The organism is Prevotella pallens (genome assembly GCF_900454935.1).
In the GTDB taxonomy this organism is placed as follows: Bacteria; Bacteroidota; Bacteroidia; order Bacteroidales; family Bacteroidaceae; genus Prevotella; species Prevotella pallens.
On record NZ_UGTP01000001.1, the window covers coordinates 1,724,822 to 1,743,329 of the forward strand.

The 18,508-nt window shown below is 34.2% G+C and carries 15 protein-coding genes; 6 read left to right on the plus strand and 9 right to left on the minus strand.

Features of this window, described 5'->3' with window-relative positions; translation table 11 throughout:
* From DX009_RS07330 to DX009_RS07340, 3 genes are all read left to right on the plus strand, one after another.
* Positions 1-1,767 carry a M6 family metalloprotease domain-containing protein gene (locus tag DX009_RS07330; protein ID WP_115083538.1) on the plus strand — a complete coding sequence of 589 codons (1,767 nt, stop codon included), beginning with the start codon at positions 1-3 and terminating at the stop codon, positions 1,765-1,767.
* Between the two features lie 89 nt (positions 1,768-1,856).
* Positions 1,857-3,260: a chitobiase/beta-hexosaminidase C-terminal domain-containing protein gene (locus DX009_RS07335; RefSeq protein ID WP_115083539.1), complete on the plus strand. Its 1,404-nt coding sequence runs from the start codon at positions 1,857-1,859 to the stop codon at positions 3,258-3,260.
* Between the two features lie 220 nt (positions 3,261-3,480).
* Entirely contained in the window at positions 3,481-3,825 is a 345-nt protein-coding gene (locus DX009_RS07340) for a hypothetical protein (protein WP_115083540.1), read from the plus strand.
* A gap of 272 nt (positions 3,826-4,097) precedes the next feature.
* On the opposite strand, the gene rodA is transcribed toward DX009_RS07340, so the two are convergent.
* From rodA to DX009_RS07370, 6 genes are all read right to left on the minus strand, one after another.
* Positions 4,098-5,573 (minus strand): rod shape-determining protein RodA, encoded by a 1,476-nt coding sequence (rodA, locus tag DX009_RS07345; RefSeq protein WP_006044473.1) that lies wholly within the window; start codon positions 5,571-5,573, stop codon positions 4,098-4,100.
* Between the two features lie 32 nt (positions 5,574-5,605).
* The gene (gene mrdA, locus DX009_RS07350) at positions 5,606-7,759 is read right to left on the minus strand and encodes a penicillin-binding protein 2 (protein WP_115083541.1); all 2,154 of its coding nucleotides are present in this window, start codon (positions 7,757-7,759) and stop codon (positions 5,606-5,608) included.
* Positions 7,756-8,259: a rod shape-determining protein MreD gene (mreD, locus tag DX009_RS07355; protein ID WP_006044471.1), complete on the minus strand. Its 504-nt coding sequence runs from the start codon at positions 8,257-8,259 to the stop codon at positions 7,756-7,758. The genes mrdA and mreD overlap by 4 nt, the downstream gene beginning before the upstream one ends.
* 81 nt (positions 8,260-8,340) lie before the next feature.
* On the minus strand, positions 8,341-9,222 hold the full coding sequence (gene mreC / locus DX009_RS07360) for a rod shape-determining protein MreC (RefSeq protein ID WP_006044470.1): 882 nt from the start codon (positions 9,220-9,222) through the stop codon (positions 8,341-8,343).
* An 85-nt stretch (positions 9,223-9,307) separates the two neighbouring features.
* A complete protein-coding gene (locus DX009_RS07365) occupies positions 9,308-10,330 on the minus strand; it encodes a rod shape-determining protein (protein ID WP_115083542.1) in 1,023 nt (340 codons plus the stop codon).
* A 115-nt stretch (positions 10,331-10,445) separates the two neighbouring features.
* Positions 10,446-11,039: a bifunctional phosphoribosylaminoimidazolecarboxamide formyltransferase/IMP cyclohydrolase PurH gene (locus DX009_RS07370; protein WP_006044468.1), complete on the minus strand. Its 594-nt coding sequence runs from the start codon at positions 11,037-11,039 to the stop codon at positions 10,446-10,448.
* A 590-nt stretch (positions 11,040-11,629) separates the two neighbouring features.
* Between DX009_RS07370 and mutY the strand changes: the two genes are divergently transcribed.
* Complete coding sequence (gene mutY, locus DX009_RS07375) at positions 11,630-12,622, plus strand: A/G-specific adenine glycosylase (RefSeq protein ID WP_115083543.1); 993 nt, start codon at positions 11,630-11,632, stop codon at positions 12,620-12,622.
* Positions 12,623-12,629: 7 nt separating this feature from the next.
* Here the strand turns inward: mutY and DX009_RS07380 are convergent, their stop codons facing one another.
* Positions 12,630-13,913: an MFS transporter gene (locus DX009_RS07380; RefSeq protein WP_115083544.1), complete on the minus strand. Its 1,284-nt coding sequence runs from the start codon at positions 13,911-13,913 to the stop codon at positions 12,630-12,632.
* Positions 13,914-14,052: 139 nt separating this feature from the next.
* On the opposite strand from DX009_RS07380, the gene DX009_RS07385 reads away from it, so the two are divergent.
* A complete protein-coding gene (locus tag DX009_RS07385) occupies positions 14,053-14,832 on the plus strand; it encodes a tRNA threonylcarbamoyladenosine dehydratase (protein WP_006044465.1) in 780 nt (259 codons plus the stop codon).
* A gap of 179 nt (positions 14,833-15,011) precedes the next feature.
* Positions 15,012-15,917 (plus strand): DMT family transporter, encoded by a 906-nt coding sequence (locus DX009_RS07390; RefSeq protein ID WP_115083545.1) that lies wholly within the window; start codon positions 15,012-15,014, stop codon positions 15,915-15,917.
* A 92-nt stretch (positions 15,918-16,009) separates the two neighbouring features.
* Here the strand turns inward: DX009_RS07390 and DX009_RS07395 are convergent, their stop codons facing one another.
* Together DX009_RS07395 and DX009_RS07400 are read right to left on the minus strand one after the other, a co-directional pair.
* A complete protein-coding gene (locus DX009_RS07395; protein ID WP_115083546.1) occupies positions 16,010-16,561 on the minus strand; it encodes a 3'-5' exonuclease in 552 nt (183 codons plus the stop codon).
* Between the two features lie 206 nt (positions 16,562-16,767).
* A complete protein-coding gene (locus DX009_RS07400; RefSeq protein ID WP_115083547.1) occupies positions 16,768-18,498 on the minus strand; it encodes an MAG1210 family protein in 1,731 nt (576 codons plus the stop codon).
* Positions 18,499-18,508: the final 10 nt, after the last annotated feature.

Sequence of the window (18,508 nt, forward strand, 5' to 3'; positions counted from 1 at the left end):
ATGAAAAGACTATTATTCACTTTCTATTTGATTGTTATAACAATCACAATAAAAGCAGCTAAAGCTGACCCAACTCCATTTACTATAATTCAGCCCGATGGTACAAAAATTACGTTGATTTTACATGGAGACGAACATTTTAGTTGGATTTCTACGCTCGATGGTGTATTGGTTACTAAGAAAAATAAAGGCTATTATGTAGCAAAGGTTACATCTAACGGAACTTTAGAAGCAACAAACTTATTGGCACACAACGAAGAAACTCGAACTTCGGCTGAAATAAAGATAGCCAAAACACAGAAAAAAGTTTTATTCTTTAAGAATGCAACTCAGAAAATAGCAACTATCCGGCGTGCAATTGGTATAGGTCAGGCTTCTATTCCTTATTTTCCACACGAAGGTAGCCCAAAAGTATTAACTATCTTGGTAGACTTCGAAGACAATCCATTTACAGTGAAAGACCCTAAAGCTAGTTTCGAGCAATATCTTAATGGCGAAGGTAAGCCTGTTTCCTTTGGAACGAAAGAAGAATTAAACTACGGTAGCGTTGGACAATATTTCAAAGACATGAGTAATGGGAAATTTACTCCAAAATTTGGGTTAGTTGGTCCGTACAGAATGCCAAAACCGTTAGCTTATTATGGCAAAGATGCAGGAGCATCGCACGATGTAAACATAATGGAATTAATAAAAGATGCCTGCGAAGCTGTAAACGGTAATATTGATTTTAAAGATTACGATAGCAATAGCGATAAAATTATAGACTTGGTTTATGTTATTTATGCTGGTTATGCGCAATCTATGGGTGGAAATAAATCTACAGATATTTGGCCTAAATCGTCGTTCTCGTATGGAGGAATTAATATTGACGGATATACAATTGGTCGCTACGGTGTTAGTAATGAATTGAATGCGAACAGGACTTCTCCGACAAAAGATGGAAAAGTTGTGAAAATGATTAATGGTATTGGTCTTTTCTGCCACGAATTTTCGCATACAATGGGCTTACCAGATTTCTATCCTCTTACTGCAGAAGCACAAATTGATAATCAAGGAATGGAATATTGGGATTTAATGGACGGTGGAGAATATACAAATAATGGCTACTCACCTACTCCTTATACTCCATGGGAAAAGGAAGTTATGGGCTGGACTTCATTAAAAACACTAAAAGATAGCACGATAAACGTTACATTACAACCCGACGATGCATGGAAAATAGAGAGCGATAATAGCGATGAATATCTTATTGTGCACAACATTCAGAAGAAAGGTTGGCACACTGGTATTGCCAAATTAGGGCATGGTATGCTTGTTTATCGTATAAACTATGGTAAAAATAAGGTGAATATGTACGACCGCGTGAACGATATTCCAGGAAAACCGGGTATGACTATTGTTCCTGCCGATGGTATATTATATTCTAGTTATACAGCAATTACAGACGAAGAACAAAAAAGATATAAAGAAAGCCATGCTAGCGACCCTTTTCCTGGTACACATAATGTTACAGAATTAATGGAAGTACAACTAAATTTAAGTACGTTAAAGAAACCTCTATATAATATAAAGGAAGATACAAACGAACAAACCATTACTTTCGACTATCTTAAGAAGCCAAATCCTACAGGTATTAGCACAGTTTCTAAAAATGACAATCCTACTTATGAGAGAATTTATACGCTCGATGGGCGATATATGGGTACAAATGAAACTGAATTGCCAAAGGGAATATATATAAAAGGTGGAAAAAAATTGATGAAGTAAATAGAATTATACACATAAAGCACCTGAGTTTTTTAATAAAACAAACAATAACAAATCAACGTATTAATAATAAAAAAACGAACTTAATTATGAACAAAATTTTACGTAATGTATGTGTTACAGCATTGGCTATGATTGGTATGATAGCTAATGCACAAACTGTGGTAACATTCGTTCCAAACGAAACAAAAGGAGAATCTAGTGCAAATGATTCACCAGACAAAATGACAAAAGATGGAATTACTATTGAGTCTACAGATGCTGCTTTCAATGCAAATGGCAACAAACACTATCGTTTCTACCAAAATTCTACAACAACCATTACATCAACTGCAGGAAATATCACAAAAATAGAATTCACCTGCGATATTGATAAAAAGGGGAAATACGGAAGTAATGGCTTTGATGGCACAGAAGGTTACACCTTTACAGAAGATAAAAAAGAAGGAACATGGGTTGGTAATGCAACTTCTGTTCAATTTGCTGCGAAATATCAGGTTAGAGCAAGTAAAATTGTTATAACCATTGGTGGAAGTTCTAATCCCGTAACTGTTAGTGCTCCTACAATAGATGGTACAACTCCTTTTATAAACAAAACAACCGTTACTATAAATGCGGCTGAAGGTGCTAAAATTTACTATACAACAGATAACAGTGTTCCTACAACTACATCTAATTTATATAGTGCTCCATTTGAACTTACAGCTACTACAACTGTAAAAGCTATTGCTGTAAAAGATGGTAAAGAAAGTTCTGTTGCAGAAAAAACTTTTACGAAAGAAGAACTTGCTGTTGCTAACTCTATTGCCGAATTTAAAGCTCTTGGAAAAGATCAATATGGCATATTAAAACTCAATGCTGCAAAGGTTCTTTACACATGGACTTCTAATAACGGTAACACAAGTGTATATGTTCGCGACAATTCTGGTGCTATTCTTCTATACAAACACTCTTTAGGTTTGAAAACTAACGAAGATCTTAACGGAGAAATTGCTGGTCAGTACAAAGAATATAATGCTATTCCTGAATTGATTGAAATAGATGGTGTAACAAATATTAATAAGCTTAACCACGTAGATGGCGCTGCTGCAGAACCAAAAGTTATAACACCTGCAACTGCTTCAGAAAATTTGTGCGACTTAGTGAAATTAGAAAAAGTGAAGATTACAACAGAAGATTCTAAAAAATATTATGTTGTAGAGGGCGAAAAGAAAGTTCAACTTTACAACGGTTTCCATCTTTCTGAATTCGATAATATGGCAGAATTTGCAAATTCTGACGATTATGATGTTGTAGGTATTGTTGCTTCTGTTTACAAAGGTACACCTTCTATTAATATTATAAGCATTAAGAAGAATGTTCCAAATGCTATAGAAAACATAGAAGTGGCTAAAAACGAGAATGCACCAATATACAATCTCGCTGGTCAGCGTGTAGATAAAAACTATAAAGGTGTAGTAATTCAGAATGGAAAGAAGTTCATTAACAAATAATGGATATTAAATTACGATAGATTACACCCTATAACATTAGAGGTACTTCCCATAAAAAGAAGTACCTCTTTCCATAAATACTAAGCATTATTATACCCTACTCTCTTAAAAACAAAAGGCTATAAAACAAAAAACACATACCATTTTAAGAAAACGTATATGTGTTTGTTGTAAACTAAAAAAGAATAGTAGAAACATTATAATTAAAAACAATTACGATATGAGACAGGAATTTGTTTATTTAACAGAACTTGGAAGAATGCCCAATGAATCGCTCTCAGACGATGAGTCTATTGACAAGTTAATTAATCTCTACGATGAGCTTCTTGAGAATATCACATTGCCTCTTTCGTACGAAGAAGCGTTGGTTTTAGTTCGTATATTCCCCGAATCAGCATTTTACGACCTTCAATGGGCGCTTTTACGATTGGTAGAATCAATGGTTAAATATGAAAACGAGGTTAATTATCTTCACTTAATTAAGCAATGTCCAAGCGAAGAATGGAGAAATGCTATGATGGATAGATATAAGAACCGGAAGAAAACAAACAGTAAAGAGAAATGAAAAACTAAAGAGAAGAGGAATATTTCTCAACCTTCAAACAAATGAGAAAAATGTTTTAGAAAAAAGCAATTACATTTTATCAAAAGAATAATTATGAATTAAAAAAATATAATTATAAATTTTGATTTTATAATTATATTTTTTGGCAAAAGCACTTTATACTTTCATTGTATCTAAATATTACATTGCTATTTTGTTTCCTACTTTAACAATGGAATATTTAGCAGTCGCAATATTTGTATGCAACTACTTTAAAATAGTTTATATTAGCATTATTGTCTAATTAGGTTTCTTCCTGCATCAATACGCAAGAATATAAATAAAAGCAGTGTGAATCCCCATAAAGAAGAGCCTCCATAACTAAAAAATGGTAGCGGAATACCAATAACAGGAGTCAAACCGAGCACCATTCCAACATTAATAAACACATGGAAAAGGAAGATTCCTGCCACACAATAACCATAAACTCGCCCAAATTTAAAAGGTTGCCGCTCTGCCACGTACATTAATCGAAGAATTAAAGCCAAAAATAACAACAAAACTGCAGCAGAACCAAGGAAGCCTTCTTCTTCGCCTACGGTACAAAATATAAAATCGGTGTCTTGCTCTGGCACAAAATTCAGCTTAGTTTGTGTACCATTTAAAAAACCTTTTCCTTGCAATCCGCCCGAACCAATAGCAATTTCGCTTTGATGCACATTATAACCAGCTCCTGCAAGGTCTTCGTCTAATCCTAATAATACATTAATTCGCACACGTTGGTGTGGTTGCATTACATCGTTTAACACATAGCTTGCAGAATAAAAGAACGCAATAGATCCAACAGCAAATAAAGCAATGAAAAAGTAATGACTAATGCGTGTACTCAACGCATTATAAACCAAATAACCAATTAAAGCAGCAGAAATTACAAGTTGTACCCAAACTATATCGAACGGTATAACAAATTCGGAGAATAAAAAACATAGCAAAGTAATACCAAAAGAGAATAACAACATTTTTTGTACCTTCGCCTTATCGTATAAATACGTCCAAACCATACCAGCACTAAATAGCTGAACAAGCAACAAAACACAGAATTTTCCTACAGATGTTGGCGTATCCCACAACATAACATCATCGTATTTCACACCTACAACGAAATAAACAATCATTGCAACGCCAGTAAAAAGAAACGAGCCGGGCATTCCTTCTCTATAAAACATTAAGAAAAACGATAGATAAACAAGTGCCGAACCAGTTTCACGTTGCCCTACAATACACAACATTGGTAGGATAATTATACCTGCAGCTGCTGCCAAATGTTTCCAATTAGAGATGGTAAAACCGTATGCCGACATAAATTTTGCTATTGCTAAAGCGGTTGCAAATTTAGCAAATTCGGCAGGTTGTAACCGTAATGGACCTAAAACAATCCAAGAACGTGAGCCTTTTATGGAATGTGGATTAAAAATTGTAAGAAATAACAGTAGTAACAACAACGCATAAATAACATAAGCAAATGTATCGTAAATGCGGTCGTCCATCATTAACAAAACAAATCCAAGACAAATAGAAGTTCCTATCCAAACAATTTGCATACCAGAACGCGATGATAACGACAATATATCTGTATCGCCGTATGTATAACTAGCACCACAGACACTTATCCAACCAAAAGAAAGTAATGCTAAATAAATACCTATCGTCCACCAATCTAATGAACGAAGAACTCCTGATTGTTTGTTCGATTTATAATTACCTGCCACAATTCTTGTATCTTTATAGTTTTCTAAAACCGTTATTTTTTGTCATCGGTTCTACGATTTTCCTTATCTTTCTTCTTTACACTGTTCGTTTGATCTCTATCCTTATCCTTGTTCTTATCTTCTTTTTCTGTTTTTATTCTTATCTCCTCATCGTCCTTTATTATAGGGTCGTTCAACATTTGCTGCCTTTTCTCTTTCTCTTTAGCATCACGTTCTGCCTTTAACTGGTTTGCGCGTTGCTTTGCTTCAATGTTTTGACGTTCACGAACAAGACGCAAAGAATCTTTAATATGGGTTACACGTTTTATAGAATCTAATCGCAACGAATCAGAAAGAGTCATCTTCCGCTTAAAAGAATAACTTATATGTCTATTCTGTATTGATACTGCTTGAGCTTCATCATGGGGTGTTAATTTTCCATTTATATATTGTTCCATCATTAAAGAACCAATAGGAACACCATAAACAGCACCAAAACCACCGTTTTCTACATAAACAGCAATGGCAATTTTAGGCGATTCTACAGGAGCAAATCCCATAAAAACAGAGTGGTCTTTACCACGATTTTGCGCAGTTCCAGTTTTTCCTGCCAATGTATATCCAGGATGTACTGCATGAGCACAAGTTCCACCATGTGCAGAAGAAACCATTCCAGCCACAACCTCGTTAAAAGCTTGTGGTGTTCCCATTACTTTATGACGCTTTAAATATTTTTGTTTTAATTGTACTCCTTGAATTTTACGAACTACATGGGGTGCATAATAATAACCACGATTAGCTATAATAGCACCAAGATTGGCTATTTGTAAGGGAGTTAAATTAATTTCTCCTTGACCGATTGAAATTGAAATAACGGACAATGGATTCCATCTTCCAAAAGCATTATCATAAAACTCTGCATTTGGAATAAGACCACGTTTTTCTCCAGGCAAATCAATTCCTAACTTATAACCAAAGCCCATTGATACCATATAATCGCGCCATCTATCCATTGCGTCATCAAGTGTTTTATACTTTTTTCGGTTAGAAAGCATATAATATAATCCCCAACAAAAATAAGCATTACAAGAAGTACTTAACGCTGGAACTATTGATATAGGAGAAGCATGGGCATGACAACCTACATGAAGACCATGAAAAGAGAAGCCATGATGGCATGGAAAGCGAGTAGAATCGTTTACAATTCCTTCGCTGAAATAAGTAATTGCTTGACTTGTTTTAAAAGTAGAACCAGGAGGATATTGTCCCATTATAGCTCTATTAAGTAAAGGTTTAGAAGGATCGAGTGTCATTCGTTGTTGATTTTTTCCTCGCATTTTCCCTATCATTTCACGAGGATCGAATGTAGGAGAAGAAACCATTGCTAATATTTGCCCCGTCTTTGGCTCGATAGCAACAACTGCTCCTAATTTTCCTTCCATTAAACGCTCGCCAAGAGCTTGTAAATCGGCATCAATTCCTAATTGTAAATCACTTCCAGGTCGTGGTTTTTGGTCGTATTGTCCATTTTTATATCTCCCTTTAATACGTCCATGAGCATCGCGAAGAAGTATTTGTACCCCTTTTTGTCCACGTAATTCTTTCTCGTATTCACGCTCAATACCCATTTTACCAATATAATCACCTGGCTGATAATAATCGTCATTTTCAATATCGCTTTGACTTACTTCGGCAACATCGCCTAAAATATGCCCAGCAATAGTTCCACTATATTCACGAATGCTTCGTTTTTGTATATAGAAACCAGGAAAACGATAAAGTTTCTCTTGGAAAGAACTAAACTCTTTATCGCTTAATTGACTCATAAAAAGTTGTTGGGTGAAACGAGAATAACCAGGATTCTTTGTTCTATCTTTTATATCATTCATACGCTGAACAAAGAATTCCTTCGTAATATTCAAGGCTCTACAAAATTCTAAGGTATCAAGATGACCTTTTTCCTCATTCATAACCACCATTATATCGTATGCAGGTTGATTATAGACGAGTAGTTTTCCCTTTCTATCTGTAATAATACCACGAGAGGGGAACTCTATCTTTTTTAAGAATGCATTTGAATCGGCACGTTTACGATAATCATCACTTGCTATTTGGAGTGCAAATAATCGCACCAAATAAACAGTGATGATAGCAATAGCAACTCCACTAAGAATAAAACGGCGTTTCTCTAAATCATAGTTAATCATGCTCTACTCCTTACATGTTCGATTACTAAAATAAAAAACAATGTTAGAATGGTACTCCCTATAACACACTGTAACCAAACTAAGAAATTAAAGAAACTAAACATATCTAAAGTAAAGAATACGAGACAATAGATGAATGTTAATATCAAACTATACCATACATATCGCCCAAAACCAAGTATGGTTATACCAGGTAGCAAGTCGTCTGCATTATCATGCGATACGAATGCACGCAATATATATGGTTGTAATGCTGCTATTAAAGTTAAGGAACTAGAAGAAACTCCAGGAGTATTGGAAAAGGTATCTATAAGTAATCCCATTATAAATCCCCACAGAATTATTATCCATTGAGGACAGTTCCTTCTAAACAACAGAACAAAGTATATATAAGGTAAGGGAGTTGCAAAACCAAACAAATGAATATAGTTTAGCACAAATACTTGTACAAGTACTAATATAAGAAACCAACCTAATGTTCTGAAAAAATCTATATTCATTTCTTAGTCGTATACTATATATTTTCTGGTCTATTTAATAACATTCTTTCCTTGTATTAAACACGCAATAGTTCACCGTGTTCAATTAGTCTCAGAATAATCAGTATCTAAATGTTTTATTGAATCGGTTGCAGCATTCATTACTTTTTTCTTTTCTCTCACAGCTGCATCGTCAATAACACATACATCACGCAAATTACCAAAATCAGTTGATAATTGAACAGCTAAACGGAACGAAAGTCCATCTTCTGAATTATAAACGTGTTTTATCTTGCCAACTAAAATTCCTGCAGGGAAGATTGCTGAATACCCACTCGTAATTATTCTATCGCCTAATTTAAATTTTGCATGACGTGGAATATCGTCTAAATAAGCAATATCTTTAGCACCGCCAGTCCATCTTAAATAACCAAAATAATTCCTGCCTTCTATAGAACAACTAATGTTCGATTTTGAATTTAAGATTGGTAATACTATAGAATAATGTGTTCCAACTAAATACACCACACCAACAACACCATTTCCACAAGCTACGCCCATATCTTTTCGAACTCCATCCCACGAACCTTTATCTATTGTTATAAAGTTTTCGTCTTTATCAAGAGAATTGGAAACAACCTTTGCGGCTACTAACTTAAAATTAGAAAGAAATCTATATTGTCCTTTTTGTGCAAACTTCGGATCACGAGTCTTCTCATAAAGCTTATCAGAAAGTTCTTTTATTTGATGTTCTAAAAGTATATTTCTTTCTGTTAATTCTTTATTAGCTTTACCCATCGAAAGATACGATGTTATTGAAGAACTCAGTTCATAGACCTTCCCTGCCATAATATTAGCAGACGTAAACCATACGCTTCCTTGATAATTATTGAAGCGAAATAAAAGTACCAAACTGGTTATTTCCAACAAAACAAAAAGAAACCAATGCTTATATTTAGCAAGAAATTCAGTGAGGTTATTCATTCTTTTATTTTATCAACAAATGAAACTAACCATTGAAGAGATTTTTTCTAATACATCTCTTCAATAGCAGTTTTATCTATCTCAATTATCGCATTAAAAAAGAGAAACGGTCTACATTATTCAATGCAATACCAGCTCCTTTAGCTACGCTGTGTAATGGATCTTCAGCTACATGGAATGGAATATTTATTTTATCAGCCAAACGCTTATCTATTCCACGTAACAAAGCTCCTCCACCACTTAAATAAATACCATTTTTTACTATATCGGCATATAATTCTGGTGGTGTATTTTCCATAGCTGAAAGAACAGCATTCTCTATCTTTGCCACCGTTTTATCTAAACAGTGTGCTATTTCCTGATAACAAACAGGAACTTCCATTGGTAATGCTGTTATTCTGTTTGGTCCATGTACAATATAATCTTCTGGAGCTTCATCACCTAAGTCTGTTAATGCTGAACCAACATGCACTTTAATTCGTTCTGCCATACGTTCGCTAACACGAACATTGTGCTGGCGACTCATATATTCCTGAATATCGGCTGTTAAATCATCGCCTGCAACACGAATAGAATTATTACAAACAATACCGCCTAATGAGATTACAGCAATTTCTGTACTTCCACCACCTATATCTACTATCATATTTCCTTCTGGTGCTTCTACATCAAGACCCATTCCAAGAGCAGCTGCCATTGGTTCAAATACAAGATATACATCACGACCACCAGCGTGTTCCGCAGAATCGCGAACCGCACGCAATTCAACTTCAGTAGATCCTGAAGGAACTCCGATAACCATACGCAAAGATGGCGAAAACAAATGATTACCACTATGCACCATTTTAATAAGTCCCCTCATCATTTGCTCACATGCTGTAAAATTAGCAATAACACCATCGCGAAGTGGACGAATTGTGTGAATATTAGGGTGTTCTTTTTCGTACATCATTTTAGCATCATTACCGACGGCAATCATTTTATCTGTACGACGATCAAGTGCAACTACAGAAGGTTCATCAACAACTATCTTATCATCACTGATAATTATAGTATTTGCAGTTCCCAGGTCCATTGCTATTTCCTGGATAAATGAAAAAAATCCCATTCTAAAATATTTGATATATGTGTGATAATTGGGCAAGCCCTATTATCGTTTATTATTCTATAACTATATAAACTCTATTTGTAAGAACTAACAGAATTGCAAAAGGATATATCTATCACTTTGCAAACCAATTATGTATTGCTTTATCGTATTGATTACTTATACCAAAAGCACGTTCTGCAAACATTCTTCTATCTTCAAGACCAGTTTTAGCGCCTTGTTTATTTAATAGTTGCAACAAAACTGGATACTCTGCTTTGCTCGGAACAATAACAACATCGTTAAAATTCTTAGCACCTGCTCGAATTAAAGAAATTCCACCAATATCTATCTTTTCTATAATATCAGCCTCATTAGCACCACTTGCGACTGTTTGTTCAAATGGATACAAATCAACAATTACTAAATCAATCTCAGGAATTTCATATTTAACCATTTCTTTCTTATCATTCTCCAAATCGCGACGTGCTAAGATTCCTCCAAAAACTTTGGGATGCAATGTTTTTACACGTCCACCTAAAATAGATGGATAAGTTGTTAAATCTTCTACTTTCTGACACTCGTAGCCTAAAGATTCTATAAATTGTTGTGTACCACCTGTACTAAGAAACTTCACTCCTTCTTCGTTCAGCTTCTTTAAAATATCTTCCAAACCATCTTTGTGGAATACGGAGATTAATGCAGTCTTAATTTCTTTTGTACCAACCATAGTTGTCTACTATTTCTATTCGTTTTGCAAAGATACAAAATAGAATAGGAAGTAAATAATAATTTTAGAAAAAAAAACCTTAATTCAACTAGATTATTAGCTAACATCAATTTTATAGATAGAGAATGCAATCTTTATAATCTGCGAATTATATTTATAGATAAATTTTATAATACAATTCGCAACATTAAGTAAAACTCTATATTTGACATTTATTATATTCTAAATCATTAAATATCAAGAGAATAAAACCAAAATATCCAAATTCCGAATATATATATCGGCTATTTTCTAATGAAATAGTTGATAAAAGTCCGTATATCTTTATAAAAGAAAGCCATACATAAATACAATTTTACCATAAATATAGAACCATTAGAAAGACAAATCATTAAATAGTTGCAAAAAGAACTCTTACTTCGTATTGCGAAGTATCATTTCTTACCTTTTTAGACGAATACTGTTATTTCATTACTAAAAAAAACTACAAAATAGTATTATTCTTTAGATTATCACCTTTTAAAAATAAAAAAGAAAATGTATAATAGAAAAATAATACTTTCTTTTTATATTTTGAGTATCTTTGCATTATGAACTTTAGTAATATTATTTTAAATTGGTATGCAATAAATGGACGGGAACTTCCATGGCGACAAACAACAGATCCATACGCTATTTGGCTAAGCGAAGTTATTATGCAGCAGACAAAAATAGCACAAGGTACTGCTTATTGGGAACGATTTATTAAACGATGGCCTAACGTTCAAAGCTTAGCAAATGCTACAGAAGATGAGGTTTTACGAGAATGGCAAGGATTAGGATACTATTCGCGAGCACGAAATTTACATAAAGCCGCACAACAAATAGTAGACTTGGGATATTTCCCTCAAACGTATAATGAATTAATTCAATTAAAAGGAATTGGCGAATATATTGCTGCTGCAGTATATTCTATAGCATTCGCGGGACCTGTTGCTGTTGTAGATGGTAATGTTTACCGTGTACTCGCTCGTTTTTTTGGTATTGAAATACCGATTGATTCTACTCAAGGAAAAAAGATTTTTAAAGCAATTGCACAAGATAATTTACCAAAAAATGCTCCTGCAGCTTACAATCAAGGAATAATGGACTTTGGAGCAATGCAATGTACTCCAACTTTACCTAATTGTAAAGTATGTCCGTTGATAGAAAACTGTTTTGCAGCAAACAATAATAAGGTATCAAGTCTTCCTATAAAAACAAAGAAAACAAAACAACGTGAACGACATTTCTCCTATATTTATATTAGATGTAAAGGAAAAACGGCTATCCGTCGTCGTGGTAAAGGTGATATTTGGCAAGGTTTATGGGAATTTCCTGTAAAAGAATCGTTGGAAAACGATATTAAAAATGCGATATTAATAAAAAGTAATGTAAAACATATACTTACACATCAAATAATCTATGCTGATTTCTATTTGTTAGAAACAAACAATTTTCCAATGCTACCTACCGATTATATATGGATAAAAGAAAACGAGATAGAACGTTATGCCCTACCCCGTCTTATAGAATTATTCTATAATTATCTTCGAGAAAAATGATAGAATATTATATATCTTTTTTTCCAAACTTAGGGTCTATTTTCAGCAATGATGCCACAATAAATGGAAATATACATGCCACCATAACTAGAACAAAGAAAAGGCTATAACCTACAGCCTCTGCCAAAGCTCCTGCAAATAATCCGGGAAGCATCATAGATAGTGCCATAAATCCTGTACAAAGTGCATAATGGCTTGTTTTATGTTCTCCCTGACTAAAATATAACATAAAAAGCATATAAGCACTAAAGCCAAAACCATAACCAAAGTTTTCTACAAAGATTGCTACACCAACAGCAAAGAGAGTAGAAGGCATTGCATAACCAAGGTATACGTAAGCAATATTGGGTAAAGTAATAGCAAAAGTCATTGGCCAAAGCCACTTTTTTAACCCTCCCTTACTTGCAACTAGTCCACCTAATATTCCTCCAAGAAGTAGTCCAACTACTCCAACTACTCCATTTACTACTCCAAATGCTTCTAAAGAGAGTGCTAATCCTCCTTTTTCAGATGTTGCTCTAAGAAATAATGGTCCAACTGTATTTAGTAATGCTTCAGGCAAACGAAATAAAAGCATAAAAGCTATTGCTACAAAGACTTCTTTTTTTCGAAAGAAACTTACAAACGTATCTAAAAACTCTTTGAAGAGTGTTGATACAGACAATTGTGTATGTTCTACATCTGTAATAGGTTTTGGCAATATACATTTATGATAAAGGCTTAGACCTATAAACAAAGCAGATAATCCATAGAACACTAACGACCACGAGAGTTGCACTTTCATATATTCTTGCAACAATCCAGCAAGAGCAACCAATCCTCCTTTACCAACAACCATTGAAATACGATAAAACGTTGAACGAATACCAACAAAGAATGCTTGTTCGTGAGATTCAAGACCTAACATATAAAAACCATCTGCACCAACATCGTGTGTTGCGCTAGAAATTGCTAATAGCCAGAAAAAACAAATAGTGCCTTGCAACCAAAAAGATGTATTAATTGTAAAGGCTACTCCTGCAAAAGCTGCACCAAGTAGCATTTGCATCGACAATACCCACCACCGTTTTGTTTTAATAAGATCGAGAAATGGACTCCACAATGGTTTTATTACCCAAGGAAGATAAAACCACGAGGTATAAAAAGTAGCTTCAGCATCGGACAATCCCATTTCTTGATAGAAAACTAACGATACCAAAACAACCGCTGCATTAGGTAATCCCTCTGCAAAATAAAGCGTAGATACCCAAGCCCAAGGTGATACTCTCTTTTTAATATTAGGTTCTTGCATTTTAAATTTGCTTTTATAACAATGTACAACTTTGCACACTATTTGCAAAGGTAAAGAAAAAAGCTAACATAAAAACAGAAACTCTGCCATTTTATAAGAATGTTATTTTAACTTTGCACCCGTAAAGGATTTTAAAGTTATGGAAGAACAATTTTCGAGAACAGAACTACTGTTGGGTAATAATGCAATGGAAACTCTAAAAAACAGTAGTGTTTTAGTTTTTGGTGTTGGTGGCGTTGGAGGATATGTTGTAGAAGTTTTAGCTCGTAGTGGTGTTGGTACAATTGGAATTGTAGACGATGACCATGTTGGGTTATCAAATATAAATCGTCAGATTATTGCAACACATTCTTCACTTGGTAGAGCAAAAGTAGATGTTGCAGAAGAACGTATTTTAGATATAAACCCAATGTGCACAGTTAGAAAGTTTCAAACTTTCTACCTTCCCGAAGTTGCTGATAAATTCAACTTTAAAAATTATAACTATGTGGTTGATTGTATAGACACAGTTGTGGCAAAGATTGATATTATAACTCGCTGCTACAACTTAAAAATACCAATAATTAGTAGTATGGGAGCTGCATTTAAATTAGATGCAACAAGATTTGAAATAACCGATCTTTTTAAGACAATAAACGACCCATTAGCAAAAATTTTAAGAAAAAAACTTCGTAAATCAAATGTTCGCAACATAAAAGTGGTTTACAGTCCCGAAGAACCATTAACTTCTTTATACCCAGAAAGAGATAAAGATTATTCTAATAATACAAATACAGAAACCATAGCACATAAAAAACGCTCTACACCTGCATCGAATGCGTGGGTTCCTGCTACAGCTGGATTAATTATTGGTGGAGAAGTTATACAGGATTTGTGTAAGACTGCAAAAACAATGCGGCAAATTTATATTGAGAAATAGATATTTAAACTGATTTCAAGAATGAGGCATAAAGAATACTAACGCAATGTGAAAATGTTAAATATTACATAAAAAACGCATAAATTTCAAGTTTCAACAAGATTTAAAAGCTCAAAATTTTGTTTATAATCTAAAAATATTTAACTTTGCCCTACTTTAAATCATACATAAACAGTTTTATGCCTAACAGTGTTACAGAGAAAAAAAATAGAACAGTATTCTATCATCTCATTGCTATTTTAATTGTAAGTATTTGGGGTGCAACACTTGTAAATACCAAAGTTGTTATACAAGGTGGTATGCGTCCTGACGAAGTTTTTTTAGCACGCTACATTATTGCTTACCTTGCAATGTGGACTCTATCGTATAAAAGATTGTGGTCTAACAATATCAAGGACGAATTGCTTATGCTGTTATGTGGACTTTTAGGAGGTTCGCTCTATTTTATACCTGAGAATTTCGCAGTTCAGGTGGGTAGTGTCAATGATATTAGCTTTATAATTTGTACATCGCCATTGTTTACAATGTTTTTGGCAATACTCTTCTGTAAAGAGAAGCTAACAAAATCGCTTGCAATAGGGTCGCTCATTGCAATAATAGGTGTCTCGTTTATCATATTTGGCGGAAATAACGAAAGTGCGAATGTAACCAATCGTGTATTAGGCGATGCTTTAGCACTACTTTCAACAGCATGTTTCGGTGCTTATTGTTTACTACTTCGCCCACTAGGTTTAAAATATGGCGCAGCATTTATTACACGAAAAATGTTTTTCTATGGTGCACTAACAAGTTTACCATTGTTTATTTATTCTCCATGGCAATATCCTATACAAAACTTCCTTACCGATATGCCTGTTACTTGTAATCTTCTTTTTCTTGGTTTAATTGCATCGTTCTTCGGATTTGGTGGATGGAGCTATGTAACAGAAAAAGTTGGCGCTGTTAAAATAGCCAACTACAATTATTTTAGTCCTATTTGCACTGTTATTATCAGTGCTATCTTCTTAGGAGAGAAAATGACGATAGAAGCTGGTATTGGTAGTGTATTAATTCTAATTGGTGTGTTCTTTGCCAATAAAAAATAAGAAGAAAAAATAAATGGTCTCTATACATTTTGTATAGGAACCATTTGTTTTATTCGTGAAAAACAACTTATATAAAAAAGTTGCTATTCTATTTAGAGTTTGCCGTTACAATAATCCATTTCTTCCAACTCTACCCAGCCAGCATCTTTTATTTCGCGTAGGAAAAGGCGGGCACACATTTCCGCATCATCGCCCGCACGATGGTGTGTACCGTAAGGTATATCAAATTGATTACAGAGATAATCAAGCTTATTACATTCGAAATCGTAAATATGTCTGGCAGCTCGAAACGAGCAATAATAGGAAACATCGGGTGTGGGTAAGCCATAATATTTCAAAGAATGACGAATACAGCTTATATCGAATGCTGCATTATGAGCCACTAACACAGGATAATCGTACAGATATTTGGTTATTTCTGTCCAAACGTCAGGAAATATTGGCGAATTAATAGTATCTTCTGGTTGAATTCCATGCACCTGAATATTCCAAAAACTATAATTGTTCCCTTCCGGGCGAACTAACCACGATTTTGTTTCTACTACTTTTCCATTTTTTACTACACAAATACCAGCTTCGCAAATAGATGCTCGTTTAGACGTAGCTGTTTCAAAATCGATAGCAATAAAGTTTATATTCTTCATCGAAATATTCTGATAAATAGTTTTATTTAACTACTATAAAGTTAGACTCAAAAATGTATTTGCACTAATTTAATAGTACAATACAAATATACAAATTTAATAATAGATGTGGTATGGGAATCTAATAAATTTCATTCAAACACATAATAACCTAACATCAATTATGTTGGTGCCAGACTACAAAGAGATAAATATAAAAGAAGTATCTATACTTTTGAAGCGATGTGTCTTCTATAAATGTTCAAGTTACTCTTTTTAAGCACTTCGTCGATATGACTTAATCGTTGTTTTTGCGTTATCTCAGAAACTTCTTGCGAATTATCTTCTCGCATAACAATACTTCCATATCCTGTAACTGGTAAATATTCATTCCATTCCACAGGTACATTGTGGTAATGTCCATCGCCACCAAACTTACTAATATAAGTTATACGAGATTCAGAACGATAACCATAAGCGGACACATTAAGTAATGTACTCCCATCGTTTTGCGGTGCTTCTTCTGTTTTCAATATACAGTTTGTAACGCATTGTGGATGTTGAAAATGCTTTTGTCCCCAAAAATTAGCCAAAGCTTCGTGCTCCCAAAACGAACTTTTTTGTGGCATGTCAAGCCCATAAATAGCTGATTGAGGACGTATTTGCTGATACATTGGTACACAAAGCAAAGGAGCAAACACAAAATATATTGCACGGAAATAGATTGAATTGATACGTTGGAAATCTTCTTGCGCTTTATTGTAATCGAAACTATGATACTGGCTTGGATTTAAATCGAGATTTAAGCCTTGTATATGATTCGCAAAAATGATATTAATCATCTTGTTTTTATCGAAATCGAAATCGTCTCCAAAGCCATCTTTATCGTCTTGCAACAACTTCATCATACTTTCTTGAGCCAATGGTGTGAAAAGTAAGGCATATTGTTGATTGTTGTTTCGGTTACTAGTATTAAATGCAACTTCAAACTCTTCATTCGTTAACATTGCAAAATCGCCATTTTCTAAATTACGAGCTTTCCGACGCAAAGTAAATCTATTCCACTTGTAACGCAAAGAACTTTCTTTACCAGCCAATCCACTTGGTTTACGATAGAATTTTAAATCAGGTGCTGCAGTGTTTCCATATATCAATCGTGTCTTTTCAAAATATTCTGGATATGGGGCTGTTACTGTTGCATGGAGAGTCTCTGAGCGTTGCACTCTTCGTCTGTTTCCTTTATCATCGGTTTCGGTTTCCGTCCAATAAATTGTCTTATAACCATGGTATGTTTTGGTTCCCATCTCCATTTTTCGTGTACGACAGATTACAAATGGATTACCATTGATAAGTCCTGAGTGAGAATAAACGACAGAACGCTCCTCATTAAAAGAATCGTCCCAACCATAAGTTTTCCGTAAATCAGCCAAACGTTGAGTGGTAAAATAACGATCAAATTCTAATCGAGGTACTGTCTTCGTCATCATTCTAGTAAGTATATCCCAATCATAAAGTTGGTTTAGTGGAGCCATTTGGTTCCAAGCTTCATCTTTTAAACAAGTAATAATATTAGAAATATTATCACGTTCACTCTTTAATGATTTCAATTTAGGGTGCACTTTTGAAATAAGAAAGAACAAAGATAATGCAGAACCCACACCTACGGCAAGTATTAGTTCTATTCCCCACTCTGTTTTGTTTCCATAAATGGATAAGGCACCAACAATAACACCTATCCATAATAGGACACAAAGAACCGTCCACCAAGTTATTTTAGATTTTATTTTAGCTAGAAAAGCTTCATTATCATATACTTTTTGACAGGTTTGACGATTCGCTTCGATATCAATATTAGCCTCACGAGCTAATTCTGCAAAGGTATCTTCGCAAACTTTCTTAAACTTTTCTCGATAAACGTTGCTGTATTCCTCTAATGGATCGTAAATATCTTCTACCATTCTATTTTAT